The sequence below is a fragment of the Streptomyces sp. NBC_00989 genome (assembly GCF_045162655.1).
GTDB lineage: Bacteria > Actinomycetota > Actinomycetes > Streptomycetales > Streptomycetaceae > Streptomyces.
Map to the genome: position 1 here is coordinate 2,916,523 of NZ_CP108728.1, position 18,807 is coordinate 2,935,329.

Annotated in this window: 18 protein-coding genes and 1 pseudogene; 7 read left to right on the forward strand and 12 right to left on the reverse strand. The window is 70.7% G+C overall.

From position 1 onward, the window contains the following. Positions 1–131 precede the first annotated feature (131 nt). Positions 132–980: a (2Fe-2S)-binding protein gene (locus OG714_RS12725; protein WP_406120592.1), complete on the forward strand. Its 849-nt coding sequence runs from the start codon at positions 132–134 to the stop codon at positions 978–980. 303 nt (positions 981–1,283) lie between these two features. Next, positions 1,284–2,327: a DUF2637 domain-containing protein gene (locus OG714_RS12730; RefSeq protein WP_328677142.1), complete on the forward strand. Its 1,044-nt coding sequence runs from the start codon at positions 1,284–1,286 to the stop codon at positions 2,325–2,327. 107 nt (positions 2,328–2,434) lie between these two features. On the opposite strand, the gene OG714_RS12735 is transcribed toward OG714_RS12730, so the two are convergent. Together OG714_RS12735 and OG714_RS12740 are read right to left on the reverse strand one after the other, a co-directional pair. Then, positions 2,435–2,887, reverse strand: coding sequence for an ATP-binding protein (locus tag OG714_RS12735; RefSeq protein WP_406120593.1), 453 nt, complete (start codon positions 2,885–2,887; stop codon positions 2,435–2,437). A gap of 475 nt (positions 2,888–3,362) precedes the next feature. After that, the gene (locus tag OG714_RS12740; protein WP_406120594.1) at positions 3,363–3,833 is read right to left on the reverse strand and encodes a hypothetical protein; all 471 of its coding nucleotides are present in this window, start codon (positions 3,831–3,833) and stop codon (positions 3,363–3,365) included. A 146-nt stretch (positions 3,834–3,979) separates the two neighbouring features. On the opposite strand from OG714_RS12740, the gene OG714_RS12745 reads away from it, so the two are divergent. Further along, positions 3,980–5,167, forward strand: a complete 1,188-nt coding sequence (locus OG714_RS12745; protein WP_406120597.1) for a helix-turn-helix domain-containing protein — start codon at positions 3,980–3,982, stop codon at positions 5,165–5,167. A 52-nt stretch (positions 5,168–5,219) separates the two neighbouring features. Here OG714_RS12745 and OG714_RS12750 read toward each other — a convergent pair whose 3' ends face one another. Both OG714_RS12750 and OG714_RS12755 read right to left on the reverse strand, forming a co-directional pair. Further along, a complete protein-coding gene (locus OG714_RS12750) occupies positions 5,220–6,962 on the reverse strand; it encodes a pyruvate dehydrogenase (RefSeq protein WP_406120599.1) in 1,743 nt (580 codons plus the stop codon). A gap of 73 nt (positions 6,963–7,035) precedes the next feature. Continuing rightward, a complete protein-coding gene (locus tag OG714_RS12755) occupies positions 7,036–8,862 on the reverse strand; it encodes a protein phosphatase 2C domain-containing protein (protein ID WP_406120601.1) in 1,827 nt (608 codons plus the stop codon). Between the two features lie 525 nt (positions 8,863–9,387). Here OG714_RS12755 and OG714_RS12760 point away from each other — a divergent pair. Both OG714_RS12760 and OG714_RS12765 read left to right on the forward strand, forming a co-directional pair. Continuing rightward, positions 9,388–10,368 carry a helix-turn-helix domain-containing protein gene (locus OG714_RS12760; protein ID WP_406120603.1) on the forward strand — a complete coding sequence of 327 codons (981 nt, stop codon included), beginning with the start codon at positions 9,388–9,390 and terminating at the stop codon, positions 10,366–10,368. A gap of 36 nt (positions 10,369–10,404) precedes the next feature. Continuing rightward, positions 10,405–10,887: a DUF456 domain-containing protein gene (locus OG714_RS12765; protein ID WP_406120605.1), complete on the forward strand. Its 483-nt coding sequence runs from the start codon at positions 10,405–10,407 to the stop codon at positions 10,885–10,887. Positions 10,888–10,897: 10 nt separating this feature from the next. Here OG714_RS12765 and OG714_RS12770 read toward each other — a convergent pair whose 3' ends face one another. After that, positions 10,898–12,106 (reverse strand): SGNH/GDSL hydrolase family protein, encoded by a 1,209-nt coding sequence (locus OG714_RS12770; protein WP_406120606.1) that lies wholly within the window; start codon positions 12,104–12,106, stop codon positions 10,898–10,900. A 182-nt stretch (positions 12,107–12,288) separates the two neighbouring features. Here OG714_RS12770 and OG714_RS12775 point away from each other — a divergent pair, with 182 nt between their 5' ends. Then, complete coding sequence (locus OG714_RS12775) at positions 12,289–12,672, forward strand: PPOX class F420-dependent oxidoreductase (RefSeq protein WP_406120608.1); 384 nt, start codon at positions 12,289–12,291, stop codon at positions 12,670–12,672. A gap of 1 nt (position 12,673) precedes the next feature. Here OG714_RS12775 and OG714_RS12780 read toward each other — a convergent pair whose 3' ends face one another. The 3 genes from OG714_RS12780 to rsgA form a co-directional block, all read right to left on the reverse strand. Next, positions 12,674–13,159: a methylated-DNA--[protein]-cysteine S-methyltransferase gene (locus OG714_RS12780; RefSeq protein WP_406120610.1), complete on the reverse strand. Its 486-nt coding sequence runs from the start codon at positions 13,157–13,159 to the stop codon at positions 12,674–12,676. Then, positions 13,156–14,562, reverse strand: a complete 1,407-nt coding sequence (locus OG714_RS12785; protein WP_406131802.1) for a DNA-3-methyladenine glycosylase 2 family protein — start codon at positions 14,560–14,562, stop codon at positions 13,156–13,158. The genes OG714_RS12780 and OG714_RS12785 overlap by 4 nt, the downstream gene beginning before the upstream one ends. Before the next feature lie 106 nt (positions 14,563–14,668). Continuing rightward, on the reverse strand, positions 14,669–15,781 hold the full coding sequence (gene rsgA / locus OG714_RS12790; protein ID WP_406120611.1) for a ribosome small subunit-dependent GTPase A: 1,113 nt from the start codon (positions 15,779–15,781) through the stop codon (positions 14,669–14,671). A 374-nt stretch (positions 15,782–16,155) separates the two neighbouring features. On the opposite strand from rsgA, the pseudogene OG714_RS12795 reads away from it, so the two are divergent. Continuing rightward, a pseudogene (locus tag OG714_RS12795) lies at positions 16,156–16,248 on the forward strand (IS5/IS1182 family transposase); the annotation flags it as partial. A gap of 108 nt (positions 16,249–16,356) precedes the next feature. Here OG714_RS12795 and OG714_RS12800 read toward each other — a convergent pair. The 4 genes from OG714_RS12800 to OG714_RS12815 form a co-directional block, all read right to left on the reverse strand. After that, on the reverse strand, positions 16,357–16,671 hold the full coding sequence (locus OG714_RS12800) for a hypothetical protein (RefSeq protein WP_406132246.1): 315 nt from the start codon (positions 16,669–16,671) through the stop codon (positions 16,357–16,359). Between the two features lie 167 nt (positions 16,672–16,838). After that, positions 16,839–17,186, reverse strand: coding sequence for a hypothetical protein (locus OG714_RS12805; RefSeq protein WP_406120613.1), 348 nt, complete (start codon positions 17,184–17,186; stop codon positions 16,839–16,841). A 243-nt stretch (positions 17,187–17,429) separates the two neighbouring features. Then, positions 17,430–18,197: an SDR family oxidoreductase gene (locus OG714_RS12810; protein WP_406120615.1), complete on the reverse strand. Its 768-nt coding sequence runs from the start codon at positions 18,195–18,197 to the stop codon at positions 17,430–17,432. Positions 18,198–18,363: 166 nt separating this feature from the next. Further along, a complete protein-coding gene (locus tag OG714_RS12815) occupies positions 18,364–18,669 on the reverse strand; it encodes a putative quinol monooxygenase (protein ID WP_406120616.1) in 306 nt (101 codons plus the stop codon). Positions 18,670–18,807: the final 138 nt, after the last annotated feature.

Genomic DNA, 18,807 nt, shown 5'->3' on the forward strand with positions numbered 1-18,807 from the left:
TTGGGGTCATTACGGCTGCTTGTTACTCGTCCGTCAAGCACCTTAGGCGCAGATCGGACTAGTTCAAATTACGGAAGGGTTGGGTAAGGTAAGCCTTACCTCTACACCAACGGCGAATCGGTGGTCCCGGCATGCCCCTGCCTTCTTCGGCCGTAGCGGACTCCTACGCCCGCCTCACCGAGGTCATCCCCGGGCTCGCGATCACCGAACTCACCCCGGACCGACCGACCCCGACCGGCGGCGGCTGGATCTCGGCAGCCGCACTGGCGGAGGGCGGCGAAGGCCTGGAGGCGTTCCTGGCCCGGGACGACGCCCAGGTCCTGCGCGACCACGGCCGCCGGGGCCGCCCGGACGTGATAGCCACCTTCGGTCTCCACCGCTACGCCTGGCCGGTCGTCCTCCTGTTCACCGTCCCGTGGTTCCTGCACCGCCGCGTCCCCCGCCTCCCCGTGACCCACGTCTCCTACGACCGCACGGCCGAGGGCTTCGACATGGGCCGCCTGGCCGTCCGTACCGATTCCTTCGCCTGTCTGCCCGGCGACCCGGCCGCGGCACTGCCCGGCGCCCGGGTGGTCGCGGACCACGAGGCGCTGCGGGCCGAGGTGCGGGCCGCGGTCGCCGAGCACATGGAGCCCGTGCTGGCCGGCTTCGGGCCGCGGATGCGGCGGCGGGGCCGCGCCCTGTGGGGCATGGCGACCGACGAGGTCGTGGAGGGCATCTGGTACGTCGCCGACCTCTTCGGCGAACAGCCGCGGGCGGTACGGGAGTTGGAGCGCCTGCTGCCGGGCGCGACCAAGCCGTACGTCGGATCGGCCGCGTTCCGCGAGGTGACAGGACCTCAGGGCGAGCCGCTGTCCACAAGGGACCGGGCCAGTTGCTGTATGTACTACACGCTGGACGCCGACGACGCGTGCCCGACCTGTCCGCGCACCTGCGAGACCGAGCGGGTCACCAAGCTGCTGGCCACCGCCGTGAGTTGAGGGACCCTCAGTCACACGCCCCACTCGGGGCCCGCTAGGATCAGCCGCGAACTAGGCGTCCGTCCGGTTACAGGTGCTTCACAACTTCCTCACTTGCCGCAGGAACTTTCCGTGGAACCACCCGTACGGGTAGTCTTATTCGAACTCAACTCCCGCCCCTCAAGCGGCAGTTCGAGCAGAAAGCCGTCTTGGGCATCCCCTTGCACCTCCTTGGCGGCCTCTTGCCCCGAAAACGCCTGAGGGCCGTTGGGATTGGGCCACTATGGCGGGCGTTACGCCCTATCCCAATGCAAGGGACCCCAGATGAGACTGACCGACATATCGCTTAACTGGCTGCTTCCCGGCGCCGTACTGCTCCTGGGCATGCTGGCGGCGGTTGCGGTGCTCGCGCGGAGCAAGCGGTCCGGCGGGGAGCACGCGAAAGACGACTCGTGGGAGCGCACGGAGGAGCGCCGCAGGCGCAAGGAGGCCATATACGGCATCGCCTCCTACGTCCTCCTGTTCTGCTGTGCGGCGGTCGCCGCGGCACTCTCCTTCCACGGACTGGTCGGCTTCGGCCAGGAGAACCTCGGCCTCACCGACGGCTGGGAGTACCTCGTCCCGTTCGGCCTCGACGGCGCGGCCATGTTCTGCTCCGTCCTCGCCGTGCGCGAGGCCAGCCACGGTGACGCGGCCCTCGGCTCGCGCATACTCGTGTGGACGTTCGCGGCCGCGGCCGCCTGGTTCAACTGGGTGCACGCGCCCAGGGGTGTCGACCACGCGGGCGCTCCGCAGTTCTTCTCCGGCATGTCGCTGTCGGCCGCGGTCCTGTTCGACCGCGCGCTGAAGCAGACCCGTCGGGCCGCGCTGCGCGAGCAGGGTCTGGTGCCGCGTCCGCTGCCGCAGATCCGTATCGTCCGCTGGCTGCGGGCCCCCCGTGAGACCTACAGCGCCTGGTCGCTGATGCTCCTGGAGAACGTGCGCAGTCTGGACGAGGCGGTCGACGAGGTACGCGAGGACAAGGCGAAGAAGGAAGAGACCCGACTGCGCCGCCGCGACCAGCAGCGGATCGAACGGGCCCAGCTCAAGGCCATCAGCCGGGGCCAGCGCGGCCTCATCGGCCGGGGCGGCGGCCGGTCGCCGGAACCGCAGGCCCTGGAGCGTGGCGGCTCCGGACAAGCATCCGCGGAGCCTGCTCTATCGACGCCGGAACAACTGCCGGTTCGCACGCGTCCCTCACTCCAGCCAGTCCGCGGGGCATCTGACCCGATAACCGTCGACCTCACCGCGGAGGACGACACGATGGCCCTGCCGCGACTCGACTCCCTTGAGCGCAAGCTCAAGGACCTGGAGCAGCAGTTCGGCTGAGCCCAGGGCTGAGAACCTGATCCGGGACCGGGCGACAACGGGACGGGGGCGGCGTCCAACTGGACGCCGCCCCCGTCCCGTTGCTCATGCCGGGCCCGTTCCTCCGCTCACGCCGCGTCCGAATCCAGCTCGAACCAGACGGACTTGCCGACCCCGTGGGCCGACACCCCCCAGGCGTCCGCGAGAGACTGCACCAACACCAGGCCCCGCCCGTGCGTACCGTCGTCGGCGGTCGGTACGCGCAGTCTGGGCCTGCGGGCCACGAAGTCCCGTACCTCCACGCGCAGTCCACGGGGACCGACGGTCGCCGTGAGCACGGCGTCGTGGTCGGTGTGGATCAGCGCGTTGGTGACGAGTTCACTCGTGAGCAGCTCCGCTATCTCCGATCGTCCCGGCCTCCCCCAGTGCCGTAGCAGTTCACGCAACGCTCTGCGCGCCTCGGGCACCGCCCGCAGGTCCGCGCGTCCGAGTCTGCGCCTCAGTTGAGGCGGCTGCGCCTGTTCCATGGCGCTGTCGGCCTTGTCCTCCGCCGCTTTCGCCGAGGAGGCCCCGATCGCCATGGGACCGCCCCCTCGTGCTTGCCTTTTCATGACCCCCGCCTGCACGCCGGTTTCCGGTTCCCTCCTGCTCGAACACGTTCACGGGGATCCATGCCCTCGTCGGGAAGAGGCCAGTCATGTCGAATCGCCGACGCCCGGGTGTTCGGCCACGGTCGCGCCGGGTCCGGCGGGGCGGAGGATTCGGGGGCGCCGCTGTCCGTACGGTCGAACGGCCACCGTACGGAGCATGCGGCGCGGGTGGGGCGGCCGGGGCGTTCCCCTCCGGGGTGCCGTGGCTCCCCGCGGGGGGACCAGACACCTCGTGACGTCCTGACCACGGGCGATCGAACCGACTGCCGATGCGCGGCTGCCGATCCGGCCGTAGTCCGCGAAGGCGTGGGGCGATTGGTCCCCCCGGACCTCCCCCGAGACCCACGCTCCGCGAAACTGGCCGGAATCAGCCGCTCAGGAACCGCGAACGGCTCCTCTACGGGGCTTACTTGCCGCCGATCCCCTTCGTGCCGATGTGGAAGATCTTGTGGGTCGTGCGGGTCATGTCGACGATCAGCTTCGTGGTGTCCCCGCCGCCCCAGGTGAGGGTGATGGCGGCCTCGGTGTAGTCGGCGGTGCCGTTGTCGGTGACCTTCCAGCTCATCGGGATGTTCTGCGCCTGGAGGACGCCGTCCGCGTGGTTCTTCGCCTCCCAGGCCTTGAGCTCCTTCAGGTAGGCGGGGGTGAGGTAGTAGTTGCGCAGCTCCGTGGCCAGCTTGCCGCCGCCGCTGTCCAGGTCGCTCTCGGCGTCGATGTAGGCGCCGTAGAAGTCGGCGATGCGGGTGATGTTGTCGTCCGGTGAGCCGCTCACGGTGCGCGGGGCGCCGGCGGAGGCCTGGGCCGCCACACCCAGCCCGAGGGCGAGGGCGAGGCCGGCGGCGAGGGCGGTGCGGCGCGTGGCCTTCTTGCTGTTCACGTGTGTTTCCCCGTTCGGGTCGGTGCCGTGCTGTGGTCGCGACGAGCTTCGGCGTACGGCGGTGGCGACCGCAACGACCGACACCAACCGCGCGACGGTGGAACCGTCCCACCCCCGCTGACCTCCTGATATAGGGAGTGCCTGGGATGCCGTCCTGGGACGCGACACACACGGGGGCAACGGTGTCGGGCAAGGCCGACGACAAGGACGTCGAGGAGTTCGCGGCGCTGCTACGGCGCCTGAAGGCACGCACGGACCGCAGTTACGGCCAGCTGGCCCGCCGTCTGAACATGAACGCCTCGACCCTGCACCGCTACTGCGTCGGCGAGGCGGTCCCCCTCGACTTCGCGCCCGTCGAACGGTTCGCGGCGCTGTGCGGGGCGACACCGGAGGAGCGGCTGGAGCTGCACCGGTACTGGATCCTGGCGGTGGCGGCGCGGCAGCGGCCCCGGGTCGCCGCCGCGCCGCCGTCGGAGAGTGCGGTCGCGGAAGCACCGGAACCGGACGAGGCACTGGAGCCGACGCCACGGCCCTGGTACCGAAGGCGGCTCCCGCTCACCGCCGCCGCGGTGTGCGCGGTGCTCGCGGTGGGGGGCACCCTGTCGGCGGTGTCCACCCACGACACGGCCAAGGCGAAGAGCGGCGCCACGGCACAGGCGAAGACCGGCGCCAAGTCACAGGCGAAGACCGGCACCACAACAAAGGCCACCCCTTCCGCCCTCCCCGCTCCCCTCGCCTGGACCGCCGACTCCCAGGTCTGGGAGATCGGCTGCGACCACGACTACGTCATCGACAAGTCACCGAAGGACGTGCCGCCGCCTCCGGTGCAGCAGGACGCCGGGGTCTGGGCGGCGACCCAGCACGCGGTGCACGGCGGGCAGACGAACGTGGAGATCTCGGTGCAGGGCAGGTCCTCAACGGCCGTGGTCCTGGAGGCACTTCGGGTCCGCGTCGTCGGCCGTACCGCGCCCGCCCCGGGCACCGCCTACTCGATGGCCCGGGGCTGCGGCGGGGACATCACCCCGCGCTACTTCGGCGTGAACCTGGACGCCCACCGCCCGCTCGTCCGGCCGGAACCGGGCGGCGACCTGGGCAAGACGGTCCCGGCGGTCCACCTGCCGTACCGGGTCTCGGCCACGGACCCGGAGGTCCTGCTGGTCAAGGCCCGCACCGGGACCTGCGACTGCCGCTGGTACCTGGAACTCGACTGGTCCTCGCAGGGCCGCACCGGCACCCTCCGCATCGACGACCACGGCAAGCCGTTCCGCACCAGCTCGATCAAGGGCCTGCCGCACTACTGGTACGGGGAGCACGGCTGGACCCCGATCGACTGAGGGCGGTTCGGTGAGGCCGGTCGGGTCAGACCGGTTGGGTCAGGCCGTCCGGTCAAGGGCGGGGCATGTTGCGGATGTTGGAACGGGCCATCTGCAGCATCCGCCCGACTCCCCCGTCCAGCACGATCTTTGACGCCGACAGCGCGAACCCGGTGACCATCTCGGCGCTGATCTTCGGCGGGATGGACAGGGCGTTGGGGTCGGTGACGACGTCGACGAGAGCCGGGCCGTGGTGCTTGAAGGCGGCCTTCAGGGCGCCTTCGAGGTCCTTGGGCTTCTCGACCCGCACACCGTAGGCACCGCACGCGCGCGCCACGGCGGCGAAGTCGGGGTTCTTGTTGGTGGTGCCGTACGACGGGAGTCCGGCGACCAGCATCTCCAACTCGACCATGCCCAGGGAGGAGTTGTTGAACAGGACGACCTTCACCGGCAGGTCGTACTGGACGAGGGTGAGGAAGTCGCCCATCAGCATGGAGAATCCGCCGTCGCCGGACATCGACACGACCTGGCGTTCGGTGTCGGTGAACTGGGCGCCGATCGCCATGGGCAGCGCGTTCGCCATCGAGCCGTGCGAGAACGAACCGATGATGCGGCGACGGCCGTTGGGCGTGATGTAGCGCGCGGCCCACACATTGCACATGCCCGTATCAACCGTGAACACAGCGTCCTCGTCGGCGAGTTCGTCGACCACGGCCGCCACGTACTCCGGATGGATCGGAACGTGCTTCTCGACCTTCCGCGTGTACGCCTTGACGACACCTTCCAGCGCGTCGGCGTGCTTCTTGAGCATCCGGTCGAGGAACTTCCGGTCCCCCTTCGGCTTCACCCGCGGGGTGAGACAGCGCAGCGTCTCCTTCGCGTCGCCCCACACCGCGAGGTCCAACTTCGAGCGCCGGCCGAGGTGTTCGGGCCGTACGTCGATCTGGGCGATCTTCACGTCGTCGGGCAGGAAGGCGTTGTACGGGAAGTCGGTGCCGATGAGGATCAGCAGGTCGCACTCGTGGGTGGCTTCGTAGGCCGCGCCGTAACCGAGCAGCCCGCTCATCCCCACGTCGAAGGGGTTGTCGTACTGAATCCACTCCTTGCCGCGCAGGGCGTGTCCGATCGGGGACTTGATCTTCCCGGCGAACTCCATGACCTCGGCGTGCGCGCCGGCGGTGCCGCTGCCGCAGAACAGGGTGACCTTCTCGGCCGCGTCGATCATCTCGACGAGCTTCTCGATCTCGGCGTCGCCGGGGCGGACGGAGGGGCGGGAGGTGACGAGGGCGGTCTCGGCGGCCTTGTCCGGGGCGGGCTCGGAGGCGATGTCGCCCGGGAGCGAGACGACGCTGACACCGCTCTGCCCGACCGCGTGCTGGATGGCGGTCTGGAGGAGCCGGGGCATCTGCTTCGGGTTGGAGATGAGTTCGCTGTAGTGACTGCACTCCTGGAAGAGCCGGTCGGGGTGGGTCTCCTGGAAGTAGCCGAGGCCGATCTCGCTGGACGGGATCTGCGAGGCGAGGGCGAGGACCGGGGCCATGGAGCGGTGGGCGTCGTAGAGGCCGTTGATGAGGTGCAGGTTGCCGGGGCCGCAGGAGCCGGCGCAGGCCGCGAGCTTCCCGGTTATCTGCGCTTCGGCGCCGGCGGCGAAGGCGGCGGTCTCCTCGTGCCGTACGTGGATCCAGTCGATGGCGGAGTTGCGGCGGATCGCGTCGACGACCGGGTTGAGGCTGTCGCCGACGACGCCGTAGAGGCGCTTGACTCCGGCGCGGACGAGGATGTCGACGAACTGTTCGGCAACGTTCTGCTTGGCCATGGTTCTCGCGTGCCCTTCGGTTTCCGGTGTCCTGCGGATCCCTCTGGGTTCCATGAATTCACAGCCCGGGCACTCACGCCTCCCAAACGGCGGCGGCCGTGCGGTCGTCGGCATAACCCTTGACCCGCACTTGGGTGTCGGCGAGGAACGCGGCCAGGCCCGGCGGGGTGGCACCGGACCACCGCCCCGCCAGATGGGCGGACAGCTCGGGCTCGCCGCGCAGGGGTTCGGCCAGCCCGCCGGTGCACATCAACAGCGTGTCTCCCGGGCGGGCGACGGAGGCACGGAAGCGGAAGGGCTCGCGGGGCGGTTCGGGGGCGGGTTCGTACGGGCTCGGGGGCGTCGGGATGCCGAGGTCCATGGTGAGCCGGTCGCCCTCGGGCGTCTCGGCGGGCTGCGACCCGAACCCGAGGACGGCCTCGCCGCTCAGGTCGCCGACGGTGGGCTCGATGTCCTGCCACTCCCCGTCCCGCAACCGGAACAGTCCACCGGGCCCGACCCCGAAGAAGACGCGGGTACGGCACTCCGGATGCGCGGGCAGGAGCAGACACCGCAGCCCGGCCGAGTACTCCTCCGGATCGATGCCCTGTTCGGCGGCGCTGGCGCGGAGCTTGCCGAGGCTGCGGTCGGTGAGCCGGTGCAGCCCGGATTTCAGGTCCCCGCGCCGAGCGGCCCTTATGTCCTCGGAGAGCCGTGCGTGACTCCGCCCCACGGCTCGTGCGATCCAGTCACAGGCCTCGGCGGCGGCCCGGTGCGCCCCCGGCGTGGCCCGGGCCCCGGTCGCCATCGCCACCAACACCAACGCCTGCTCCCCGACCCCGAACCGCGCGGTCAACAACGAGTCCCGCCGCGGCTCCCCCCGAAACCGCGCGGAGTCCCCGCGCACAGAAGCAGCCCTGATCGTGCTCGCCCCGTACCGCGCCCCGTCCAACACGGTGTCCGCGACCAAATCATCGAGCTCGTCCGGATCAGCGAGCGGGAGGGCGGTGGGCTCGGCGTCGTAGGTGGGCGGACCGGAGCCTACGTAGTCGAGGGTGAGGGGGGCGGGAGGGGGTGCGGTGGGCGGCGGGGGCGGCGCGAGGGCGGGGAGGTTGGGGGGTGGGGCGATGGGGAGGGGTGGGGCGGTGAGGCTGGGGTTGTCGGCGGGGGCGGCGGGCACGGCCGATGGCTGCGGGTAGGGGCGCGGGTCGAACGGACGGTCCGGACGGAGGGGCTGCGGGGCGACGGCGGGAGGTGCGGGGGTGGTCGGAGGCTGGGGGTAGGGGCGCGGGGCGGACAGGCTGTCCGGGCGCGGGTCTTCCGGCGCGAGGGTGGGGTTGTCGGCGGGACGTGCGGGGGCGGTCGGAAGCTGAGGGAAGGGACGCGGGCCGGACGGGCCGTCCGGGCGAGGATCCTCCAGAGCAACGGTGGGGTTGTCGGCGGGACGTGCGGGGGTGGTTGGGGGCTGAGGGTAGAGACGCGGGCCGTCCGGGCGCGGGTCCTCCGGAGCAACGGCGGGATCGTCGGCGGGAGGCGCGGGGGTGGTCGGAGACTGGGAGTCGGACCCCGCACCGTTGAACGGCTCGGAATCAGTTCCGGCGCGCGCGCGGGGCCCCGGAACACCCGGGCCCACCGAACGCACCCCCTCGTCCACCGAAGGCACCCCCACAGGACGCGCCCCCTGATCCGCCGGAGGCACCCCCGCCAAACGCCCCTGCTCATCCGCCGAAGGCACAGGCACCCCCGCCGGACGCCCCCGCTCATCCGCCGGAGGCCCTCCCACCGTCCCCGCCGCCGAGGCGAACCGGTCGTCGACGGAGTCGGCCGCGGCCGAGGGCCCCGTATCCTCCGCGGTGTCGTCGTACAGCTGGCTCCACCAGTCGTCCTCGTGACCGGTCGGCGTTCCCCCCTGCTGGCTCATGCCCCTAATTGTCCACCGCACGGGCCAGTTGGAAACGGGGCGTCCGGAAAATCGGGTACGCGCCCCTCCTCGAACGGCGTGTCGGACGACGTACCGAACACCCGTCCGCCACAAGGCGACACAGGGCCGCCGGACGGTCCCACCCCCCACGGGAGAACCGCCCGGCGACAACTGGGTGACCCGGCCCCAACTCCCCTGCGTGCCGGCGCACGTCATGGGTCCGGGTCACGTTCCACATGACCGAATCACGTTGCGGGTTCGGCCCACCCGGCCCCGAGTGTGGCCTGCTTCCCTGAAGTTCCCCTGTGATTCGCGCCTGTCTCCCCCATGACCCACCGCGCGCGAACCCGCAGGCCAAGAAAGGCCAATACCGGCATTACGGGCGGCAGTTGACGCCCCCGTGGCGCAACCTTGGCAGAGGGGCGGGTGGTACGGCGATGATGTGCCGAGGCGGTTTTGCGCCGTGGCTGTTTTCCGCCACGGCCCGCAGGACGCGACGGGGTCTTCGAGGAGGGGCGGCACCTGATGCTGGGAGCGATAGGCCTGGACGAGGCACACGAGTCGGCGTACCGGGCACTGGTGTCCGCCGGCGCCGCGGACGTACCCGATCTCGCCCGCCGGCTGACCCTCGGGGAGTACGACACCGAGCGCGCCCTCCGCCGCCTGGAACGGCACGGACTCGCGGCCCAGTCCTCGGCCCGCCCCGGCCGCTGGGTCGCCGCCCCGCCCGGGGTCGCCCTGGGCGCGCTGCTCACCCGGCAGCGGCACGAACTGGACCAGGCCGAGCTGGCCGCCGCGCAGCTCGCCGAGGAGTACCGGGCCACCGCCGCCGAACCCGCCGTACACGACCTGGTGGAGGTGGTGATCGGCGCGGCGGCGGTCACCCAGCGCTTCCTTCAGCTCCAGCTCGGCGCGGCCGAGGAGGTCTGCGCGCTGGTCACCGGGACCCCGGTCGCGGTCACCGGCATGGAGAACGACGCGGAGGAACAGGCCGCCGGCCGCGGGGTCCGCTACCGGGTCGTCCTCGAACGCGCCGTACTCGACCAGCCGGACGGCCTCACCGAACTCACCGCCGCGCTCGGCCGCGACGAACAGGTCCGGGTGGCCGACAAGGTGCCGACCAAGCTGGTCGTCGCCGACCGCACCCTCGCCATGGTCCCGCTGACCTCGCACACCGCGGAGCCCGCCGCGCTCGTCGTGCACGCGAGCGGCCTGCTGGAGCTGCTCTGCGGACTCTTCGAATCGGTCTGGCGGGACGCCCTCCCGCTGCGCCTGGGCGCGTCCGGTGCCACCGAGCAGGACCCGGACGGCCCCGACGACGCCGACCTGGAGGTGCTCTCCCTGCTGCTGGCCGGACTGACCGACGCCAGCGTCGCGAAACAGCTCGGCCTGGGCCTCAGGACGGTCCAGCGCCGGGTGAAGCGGCTGATGGAGCTGACCGGCGTCACGACCCGGCTGCAACTGGGCTGGCATGCCTGCGAACGAGGCTGGGTGGCCCGTGGCTGACCTGCGGTTTCACCCGGGATCCCGCAGGCTGGGCAGATGGGAGTGGGTGAACTCCTGCTGGTCGGCGTCGTCATCCTGCTCGGCCTGTGCGGAGTCTTGGTGCCCGGAGTGCCGGGGTCGTGGCTGGTGTGGGCCGCCGTCCTGTGGTGGGCGCTGAAGGACCCGCAGCCGGTGTCCTGGGGCGTCCTCGTGGGCGCCACGGTCGTCCTCTTCCTCTCCCAGGTGGTCCGCTGGGCCCTGCCGCCCCGCCGGCTGCGCGCGAGCGGCGCGACCCCCCGAATGGGCGTGTACGCCGGAGTCGGCGCGTTCCTCGGCTTCGTCCTGATCCCCGTGCTCGGCGCGATCCCCGGCTTCATGGCCGGGATCTACCTCCACGAACGCCTGCGCCTGGGCCGCCACGGCGAGGCCATGGCCTCCCTCCGTACGGCGATGCGCTCGGGCGGCTCCAGCGTGCTGACCGAACTGTTCACCTGCCTGCTGATCATGGGGGCGTGGCTGGGCGCGGTGATCTGGGGCTGATCCGTGGGGATCAGCTGAGCGCGGTGAGATCGACCGCGTCGGCGAGCGCCCGCATGCCCGCGTCGTTGAAGTGCAGGTGGTCGCCGCAGTCGTAACCGGGCCGGATCCGCTCCGGCTGCTCCGGGTCACGGACCGCGGCGTCGAAGTCGACCACCCCGTCGAAGGGCCCGCCACCGCGGATGAAGCCGTTGACCTTCTGTCGTACGGCCTCCCGCGCCGCCGTGAAGCCACCGGCGCCGCCGTACGGCGTGAGGGTCGCGCCGATGACGCGGATGCCGTTCGCGTGGGCGCGGCTCACGAGGGTGCGGTAGGCACTCTCGAAGGCGCCGGGGTCGGTGGCGTTCGGGGTGCCTTTGATGTCGTTGATGCCTTCGAGGACGATCAGCACCCGCACCCCGGACCGCGACAGGGCATCGGCGTCGAGGCGGGACAGCGCATTCGGTCCTACGTCGTCGCGCAGCAGCCGGTTGCCGGAGATACCGGCGTTGAGGACACCGAGGCGACGGTACGACGGCAGGGTGCCGAGGCGTTCGGCGAGGCGGTCGGGCCAGCGGTGGTTGGCGTCGCGGGTGGAGCCGTTGCCGTCGGTGAGGGAGTCACCGAGGGTGACGACACTGCCGGCCGCGGGGGCGTCGAGGACGTCGACGCCGGTGACGTAGTACCAGGAGGTGGTGGTCGCCGTGTACGCGGAACCGTCGACATCCGCGGCCCGATTCCCTTGCGGGGCGCGGTAGTTGGTCTGCCCGGCCGCGCGGTGGTAGGTCGCCGGACCGGAATCGTCGGGCGTGTGGACGGTGACGAGCAGGTCCGCTGCGTCGGTCACGGCGAGCGGAACGGGATCACTGACCAGATCCTCGCCCGCCGGAATGGTGACCGTCCTGGCGCCGTCGAAGGTGGCGACCCGCATCGAACCGGGCACGGCGTCCGGTCCCGCCTCCCGCAGGGCGACGGTCACCGCGTCGAGGCGGAGGGGCGCGGTCCCGAGCCGGTTGGTGAGCCGGACGCGGGTGGCGCTGCCGCCGACGCTGAGGTGGACGACGTTGCGGAAGGAGGCGCCGGGCTGGGCCGGTGCGGTGCCGGAGGGAGCGGCCTCCCAGGTGCCGGTCCAGGTGTCCGACGCTCGGCCGACCGGCCCCTCGGCTGTCGCCGTACCCTCCCCAACTCCCGCTCCCAGCACGAACACCAGCAGTGCCACGCCGACCCGTCCGGCCCCGACCATGAGCGCTCCGCCTCTCCCCACCAGCCACAAGGAAGGCGACCGTGGCACGCGGAAGGGGGCAGAGAGCGGAGCATCACCGGCGCCGGTCCCCACGTCCCCTGTCCGGCGTACGACGCAGGGCGGAAGGCGGCCTGGGACCGGAGGCCGATGCGCACGGCAGCCAGGCGTGTTTGGCTGCGTTCATGACCGAATTCACCGAGGCCGAACGCGCGTACCTCGCCTCGCAGCGACTGGGCCGCCTCGCCACCGTCGACCCCCAGGGCCAGCCACAGGCGAACCCCGTCGGCTTCTTCCCGCAGGCCGACGGGACGATCCTGGTCGGCGGCTATGCGATGGGTACGACGAAGAAGTGGCGCAACCTGCAAAAGAACCCGAAGGTCGCGCTGGTCGTGGACGACATCGTCAGCGTCAAGCCGTGGAAGGTACGGGGTATCGACATCCGCGGCGAGGCCGAACTCCTCGTCGGCCCGCACGAGTTGGGGCCGCACATGAGTGAGGAGGTGATCCGTATCCATCCCCGGCGGATCCACAGCTGGGGACTGGAGACGGAACCGGGAACGGACTAACTCAGCCCAACGCGTCCTCCAGGGTGAGCAGTTGTACCTTGCGTTCGAGCCCGCCCGCATAACCCGTAAGCGACCCGTCGGCGCCGATCACCCGATGGCAGGGCCGGACGACCAGCAACGGGTTGGCGCCGATCGCCCCGCCCACGGCCCGGACGGCGGCCCGGGACGCGCCGATCCGTGCGGCGATCTCGCCGTACGTCGTCGTCGCGCCGTACGGGACGGAGTCGAGGGCGGTCCACACGCGCTCACGGAAGTCGGTGCCGGAGGTGCGGAACTCCAGCTGGAATTCCTTGAGTTCACCGGCGAAGTAGGCGGCGAGCTGTTCACCGGCGGCGCGGAAGGGGCCGGGGTCCTGCCGCCACTGGGGCTGGACGGTGCGGCCACCCTTCTGGCCGGGCACGGAGAGGGAGGTGAGGGCGCCGAACTCGTCGGCGGTGAGGAGGAGTTGCCCCAGGGGGCTGTCGAAGCTCGTCCAGCGGGTAGTCATCGGGACTCCAACTCCTCTGCCGTGCGCAGGTGTTGTACGGCGTACGAACGCCAGGGGCGCCAGGCGTCCGGGACGTCGATGCCGGGCGGTGCCACGTCGGGGTCGCCGAGGGCGCGGGTACGGATGACGGCGACGGTCGCGGCGTCCATGCCGGGCAGTGCGAGCAGCGCTTGCTCCGCGTCGTCGAGGTCGGCGCCGGCGTCGAGTCGTACGGTGCCGTCGGCCAGGGCGGTGGCGAGGGCGGCCAAGGGGGTGCCGGGTGCGGCTTCCACCAGTGCGGACGGCTCGGGGAAGAGATGGGTGAGGCCGCCGGACGGGGCGTCCAGTGTCTTGCCGTAGCGCCGCACCAGCCGCTCGGACTCCGCCCGGCCGACCAGTGCCCGTACGGCGAGTTCCTCCGGGTCCGCGGCGCCCGGTGAGCGCAGGCCCGGTCGGGCGGCGACGAGGGGGGCGAGCCGGGGATCGTCGCCGAGCCGTTCGTCGACGGCGTAGGGGTCGGCGTCGAGATCGAAGAGCCGCCGCAGTCGCTGGACGGCGGTGGTCAGGTCGCGGTGGTCGGTGAGGTGCAGACGGGCGTCGAGCCAGCCGCCGGGGTGGGCGGGAGGCGCGGTTCTCAGGGCGCCGGGGCGTTCGTCGACGGCGACGATTCCGGTGCCGTAGGGGAGGCGGAGGGTCCGGCGGTAGGTGCGGCGGCCGGGGGTGCCGACGATCTCCTCTATGCCGGGGACGGCCTCGTGTGCGAGCAGGTCGAAGGCGGCGGCGGACTGGTACGGGCCCCGGTGCGCGAGCCGCAACGGGATGCCGGCGGACGGTCCGGTCCCCTTCGCCGGTGCCTTGGACGCGTGAGGCGTCTTCGCCGTCCGCAGCTCGCTCGGGGTCGACGCGTACACGGCGCGGATCGTGTCGTTGAACTGGCGCACGCTGGCGAACCCGGCGGCGAACGCCACCTCCGTGATCGGCAGGTCGGTGGTCTGTACCAACACCCGTGCGGTGTGCGCCCGTTGGGCCCGCGCGAGGGCGACCGGCCCGGCGCCGAGTTCGGCGGTGAGCTGCCGCTGGACCTGCCGCGCGCTGTATCCGAGCCGTACGGCGAGCCCGGCGACGCCCTCGCGGTCCACCACGCCGTCGCCGATCAGCCGCATGGCGCGGCCCACGACGTCGGCGCGCGCGTTCCACTCGGCCGAGCCCGGCACGGCGTCCGGGCGGCACCGCCGGCAGGCCCGGAACCCCGAGCCCTGCGCGGCGGCGGCCGTCGCGAAGAACCGCACGTTGCGGCGCTTGGGCGTCACGGCCGGGCAGCTGGGCCGGCAGTAGATCCCGGTCGTGGCGACCCCGAAGAAGAACTCCCCGTCGAACCGGGCATCCCGGCTCCGCACGGCTTCGTACCTGGTGTCTTCGTCCATCACGCTGTCCAGTCTCCGCCATCCCCGGGGGTGGGGCTGGCGGAAATCGGACGGGGCGTTCACGCGGTGCCGGGCCGGGCCGCCGGCAGGCGACGCGGCCAAGGCTCTAGGCCCAGCGCCCCCGTTTCGCCTCCATCGCCGCCTTGCCCTCCGCTCCCCTCCGCTTCCAGTCGCGGCGCAGCTCGGCGCGGGCCCGGGCGTCGGTCTTGGCGACGATCCGCTGGTTCTCGCGCATGAGCTTGCGGTAGCTGTCGAGCCGGCGTTCGGGGAGTTCACCGGAATCGACGGCGGCGAGCACCGCGCAGCCCGGTTCGGCGACGTGGGCACAGTCGTGGAACCGGCACCGTCCGGCCAGTTCCTCGATCTCGGCGAAGACCTGTCCGACCCCGGTCTCCGCGTCCCACAGCCCGACACCGCGCAGCCCGGGCGTGTCGATCAGTACCCCGCCGCCGGGCAGGGCGAGCAGGTTGCGCGTGGTGGTCGTATGACGGCCCTTGCCGTCCACGTCACGCGTGGCCTGCACCTCCATCGCGTCCCTGCCGATCAGCGCGTTCGCGAGCGTCGACTTGCCCGCACCGGACTGCCCGAGCAGCACGGACGTACCACCGGCGGCGACCGCCGCGAGCACATCGATCCCGTCCCCGGTGGCAGCACTGACGGCCAGCACCGGCACGCCCGGCGCCGTCGTCTCCACGTCCTTGACGAGATACGACAACGTCACCGCGTCCGGCACGAGATCGGCCTTGGTCAGCACGACCACGGGGCGGGCACCGGACTCCCACGCGAGCGCGAGAAACCGTTCGATACGGCCGAGGTCGAGATCCCCGGTCAGTGGTACGGCGACGATCGCGTGGTCGACGTTGGCCGCGAGGATCTGCCCCTCGGACCGCTTGGAGGAGGTGGAGCGCACGAAGGCGGTACGGCGCGGCAGATACGTCCGTACGTAACGCGGGTTGCCTTCGGGATCGACGGCGGCCCAGTCGCCCGTGCACACGACCTTCATCGGATCGCGCGGGACGACGAACTCGGTGTCGGCACGGACGGTACCGAACGGGGTGATGACGTCGCACAGGCCGCGGTCAACTCGTACGACACGGCCGGGCAGGAGACCCTGCTCGGCGAACGGGACGAACTCGGCCTCCCAGTCCGCGTCCCAGCCGTACGGCACGAGGGGATGCAGGGACGACGAGGACGAACCCGGGAGAGAAGAGAAAGACAAGGGGTGACCCTTCACAAGGGTGGCCCCGGCACCGCACACACAGGCACGGGAAGAAGAGAGAGGTCAGCCGGAGACCACGGGAGTGGACTTGATGAACTTCCGGATGCGGGCAGCGCCCATCTCAACGACAGCCATCGGTCACACCTCCCCTACGCACTCAACCGACAGCGGCGACCTACCGGCCACCACTGGGACGAGAAGAAACCTAGTCTCCGACTCCCCCGGAGCGCCAACCATTATTCGACGAGGATCCCGGCAGCACCTCAAGCCGCGAGGTGGACACTGTCCTTGCCACCTTCCGCCCGTCCGACAACATCGATCACAGGTTTCCGACAGCTGACTTCGATGCCCGAGCCGAGCCCGTGAGCCCCTTCGGAACGCAGCGGCGACGCCTTCCTGCCGGACGTCAGTCCCTGCCCGCCCTGGCCCACCTGCGGTGCGGTGACACTTACGCCCAGCTCGCCGCACCTCAAGTCCTGGCGGATCTTCCGTCACGCCGGCTACAGCTCGAACGCGCGAGCCCTGGACGGGTGGTCCGGGGCTCGTCGTGTGCGGTGGCCGCGTGGCACGAGGCCTCACATCTCGGGTTCGCCCACGGGGTCCAGGGCGTAGGTGACTCTTTCTCCGACCCGCACCGCGGCCTCGATCATTCTCTGGCGCTCGTCCCCCACGTAGAGGTCGGCGCAGGCGCTGATCGCCGGGTACAGCTCCGACAGGAGGAGAGCGACCGATTTCGGGATGCCCTCGGATGTCCGCCACTGATACCCGAACTGGTCGATCTGCCTGCACAGCTCGTCCAGCGCAAGCTGATCAAACCCGTCGTTCAGGCGCAGGGGACCGACGAACGCCTCAGCCGCATCGTCAAGTTGCGACAGGAGTTCCTCATGCACTGGATCATTCCTCACCTTCGACCAATCCGACTATGGCGTTCGGGTTTGTGTATCTCTCAACCGAGGCCTCTTGCGATGATCACGCATTGCTGAGCGAACGAAATCCCTTCAGGGAACTCGCCCTGTTTTCCGGGTTGGTGAGGTCGACCAGCCGCGCCTCGACTTTGTCACCGTCGACGATAGAGACCCGCTGACCGGGCTGGTGCCACATTCTTGGCGAACAGCCCCTCCGCCGGATCCTCGTCGGGGCGCAGATTTCTGGCCCAGATTCCGGCAGCTGCCGCCGAAGGGCCACCACGCAGAACGTCTTTGAATGACTCTCCCGACGAATCCGACCTAGTCATCGGGAAATACCCGAAGTCGGTGGAGTTGTTCGCGTCGGACCGGCTCTCGGGACAGGCGCCGCAGGCCTCGTCGCAGAAGACCTCCCAGAACGCCTCACTCGCCAGGTGGATTCCGTTACGGGCATCCCACATGTCGTTGGAGTCCGTCATCCGGTTCTGCTTGTCGACCATGTGGAGCGCATCGAGCCATGTGCATTTTGCCTCTGCGTCGAACTGGCGCGGCGGGACCGGAGCTATCGTGACCGGATCGCTCGACCGGTGTCAGATCCTCAGCCCGCACGCCTCTCCCCCGTCCCCGAGCCGTGTCGCCCTGTACGTACCCGCGCGGAGGCGGGGGCGAGAACCGAACGGGCGCTACCGGCTCGGGAGTTGAGGTGATCAGTCCCCCTCTACTACGTAACTCCCCTGTGACGCCTACCAGTTGATCCCGGCCAGCAGGAAGGGCTCGTTCTCTGGAGCCTCTTTGCGTGCTCGCAGGGCCCGTTCGGCGGGTGCGCCGGCCGGTACGCGCAGCGGAGGTTCGGGGTGTTCGATCGTGGCGGCCACTGTCGCGGCCACGTCCTCCGGGGTGACGAGTTCACCGCGGAGCGCGGGCAGTGCCTCGTAGAGCGGGGTGTAGGGGTCGTTCTCGCCGAGGAACACCCGGGCACGCTCGCCACCGCCCGAGGAGACCGCGCCGGGCTGCACAATGCTCACCTTGATTCCGAAGTGACCCGTCTCGATGGTGAGCGTCTCGGCGAGCGCCTCCAACGCCCATTTGCTGGCGCCGTAGGGGCCGATCATGGGCAGCACCATGCGTCCCTGGATGCTGGAGACGAAGACGAGACGGCCAGCCTTTCGTTCGCGCATGGCGGGCAGCACGGCCTGGGCCACCCGTAGCGCGCCCAGGGTGTTGACCTGGAAGAGTCGTTCGACCTCCGCGAGCGGGACGCTCTCCAGGGGTGCGCGCACGGTTTCACCGGCGTTGCTGACCAGGACGTCGATCTCGCCGGCGCCCCGGACGGCCCGGTCGACGCTTTCCTGGTCGGTGACGTCGAGGCGAAGGCGCTGATCGACGGGGAGGTCGGCCAGCGTTTCCGGGCGGCGGGCGGTGGCGATCACTCGGTGACCCCGGCCCGCCAGCGCGACGGCGACGGCTCGACCGATGCCTTGGGACGCGCCGGTGATGAGCACGGACGACATGGTGGACCTCGACTTTCGTGGGTGACGGCTTTTGCGAGTGGCGGCTTTTGCGGGCGGCGGAATCGCGGGGCTGGCCTTCTCGGATGCCAGCTTTCGCGGGCGCTGGCTTTCGTGCGTGCCGGTGACGGGGCCGCGCCGATCGCCTGGCGGCCCGGTGGCGGTCGGCTCAGGCGGCGGCTTTGTCGCCGACGAGGTTGCCTCGCATGAGCCACGTCGGGCCTTCGGCATAGGCGCCGGCCTCGGCGAAGAACGCGCCGAAGTACGGGCCGGTGGCGTGCGCGTTGAACGCCTCGACGTCCGCGTAGACCTCGTTCAGGTAGAAGACGTCAGGGTTCTCCTCGTCGGCGATGACCTCGAACCGATGCGAGCCGGGCTCGTTCGCGAGGGAGTCGCGAGCGGTCCGGTGGGCCGCCCGAACGAAGTCGTCGCGGTGTTCCGGCTGGACGGTGAAGGAAACCAGGAACTGGTACATGCGGTGCTCTCCTCAAGATCAAAGGCCGGAAGTCGACACAGTTGGTTCGGTCGACACGACCAGCCCGGTCAGTTCAGTGACTGAACCAGCCCTGGTGGACACCGTAGCACTGGCAGTTCAGTGAGTGAACTGCCACTG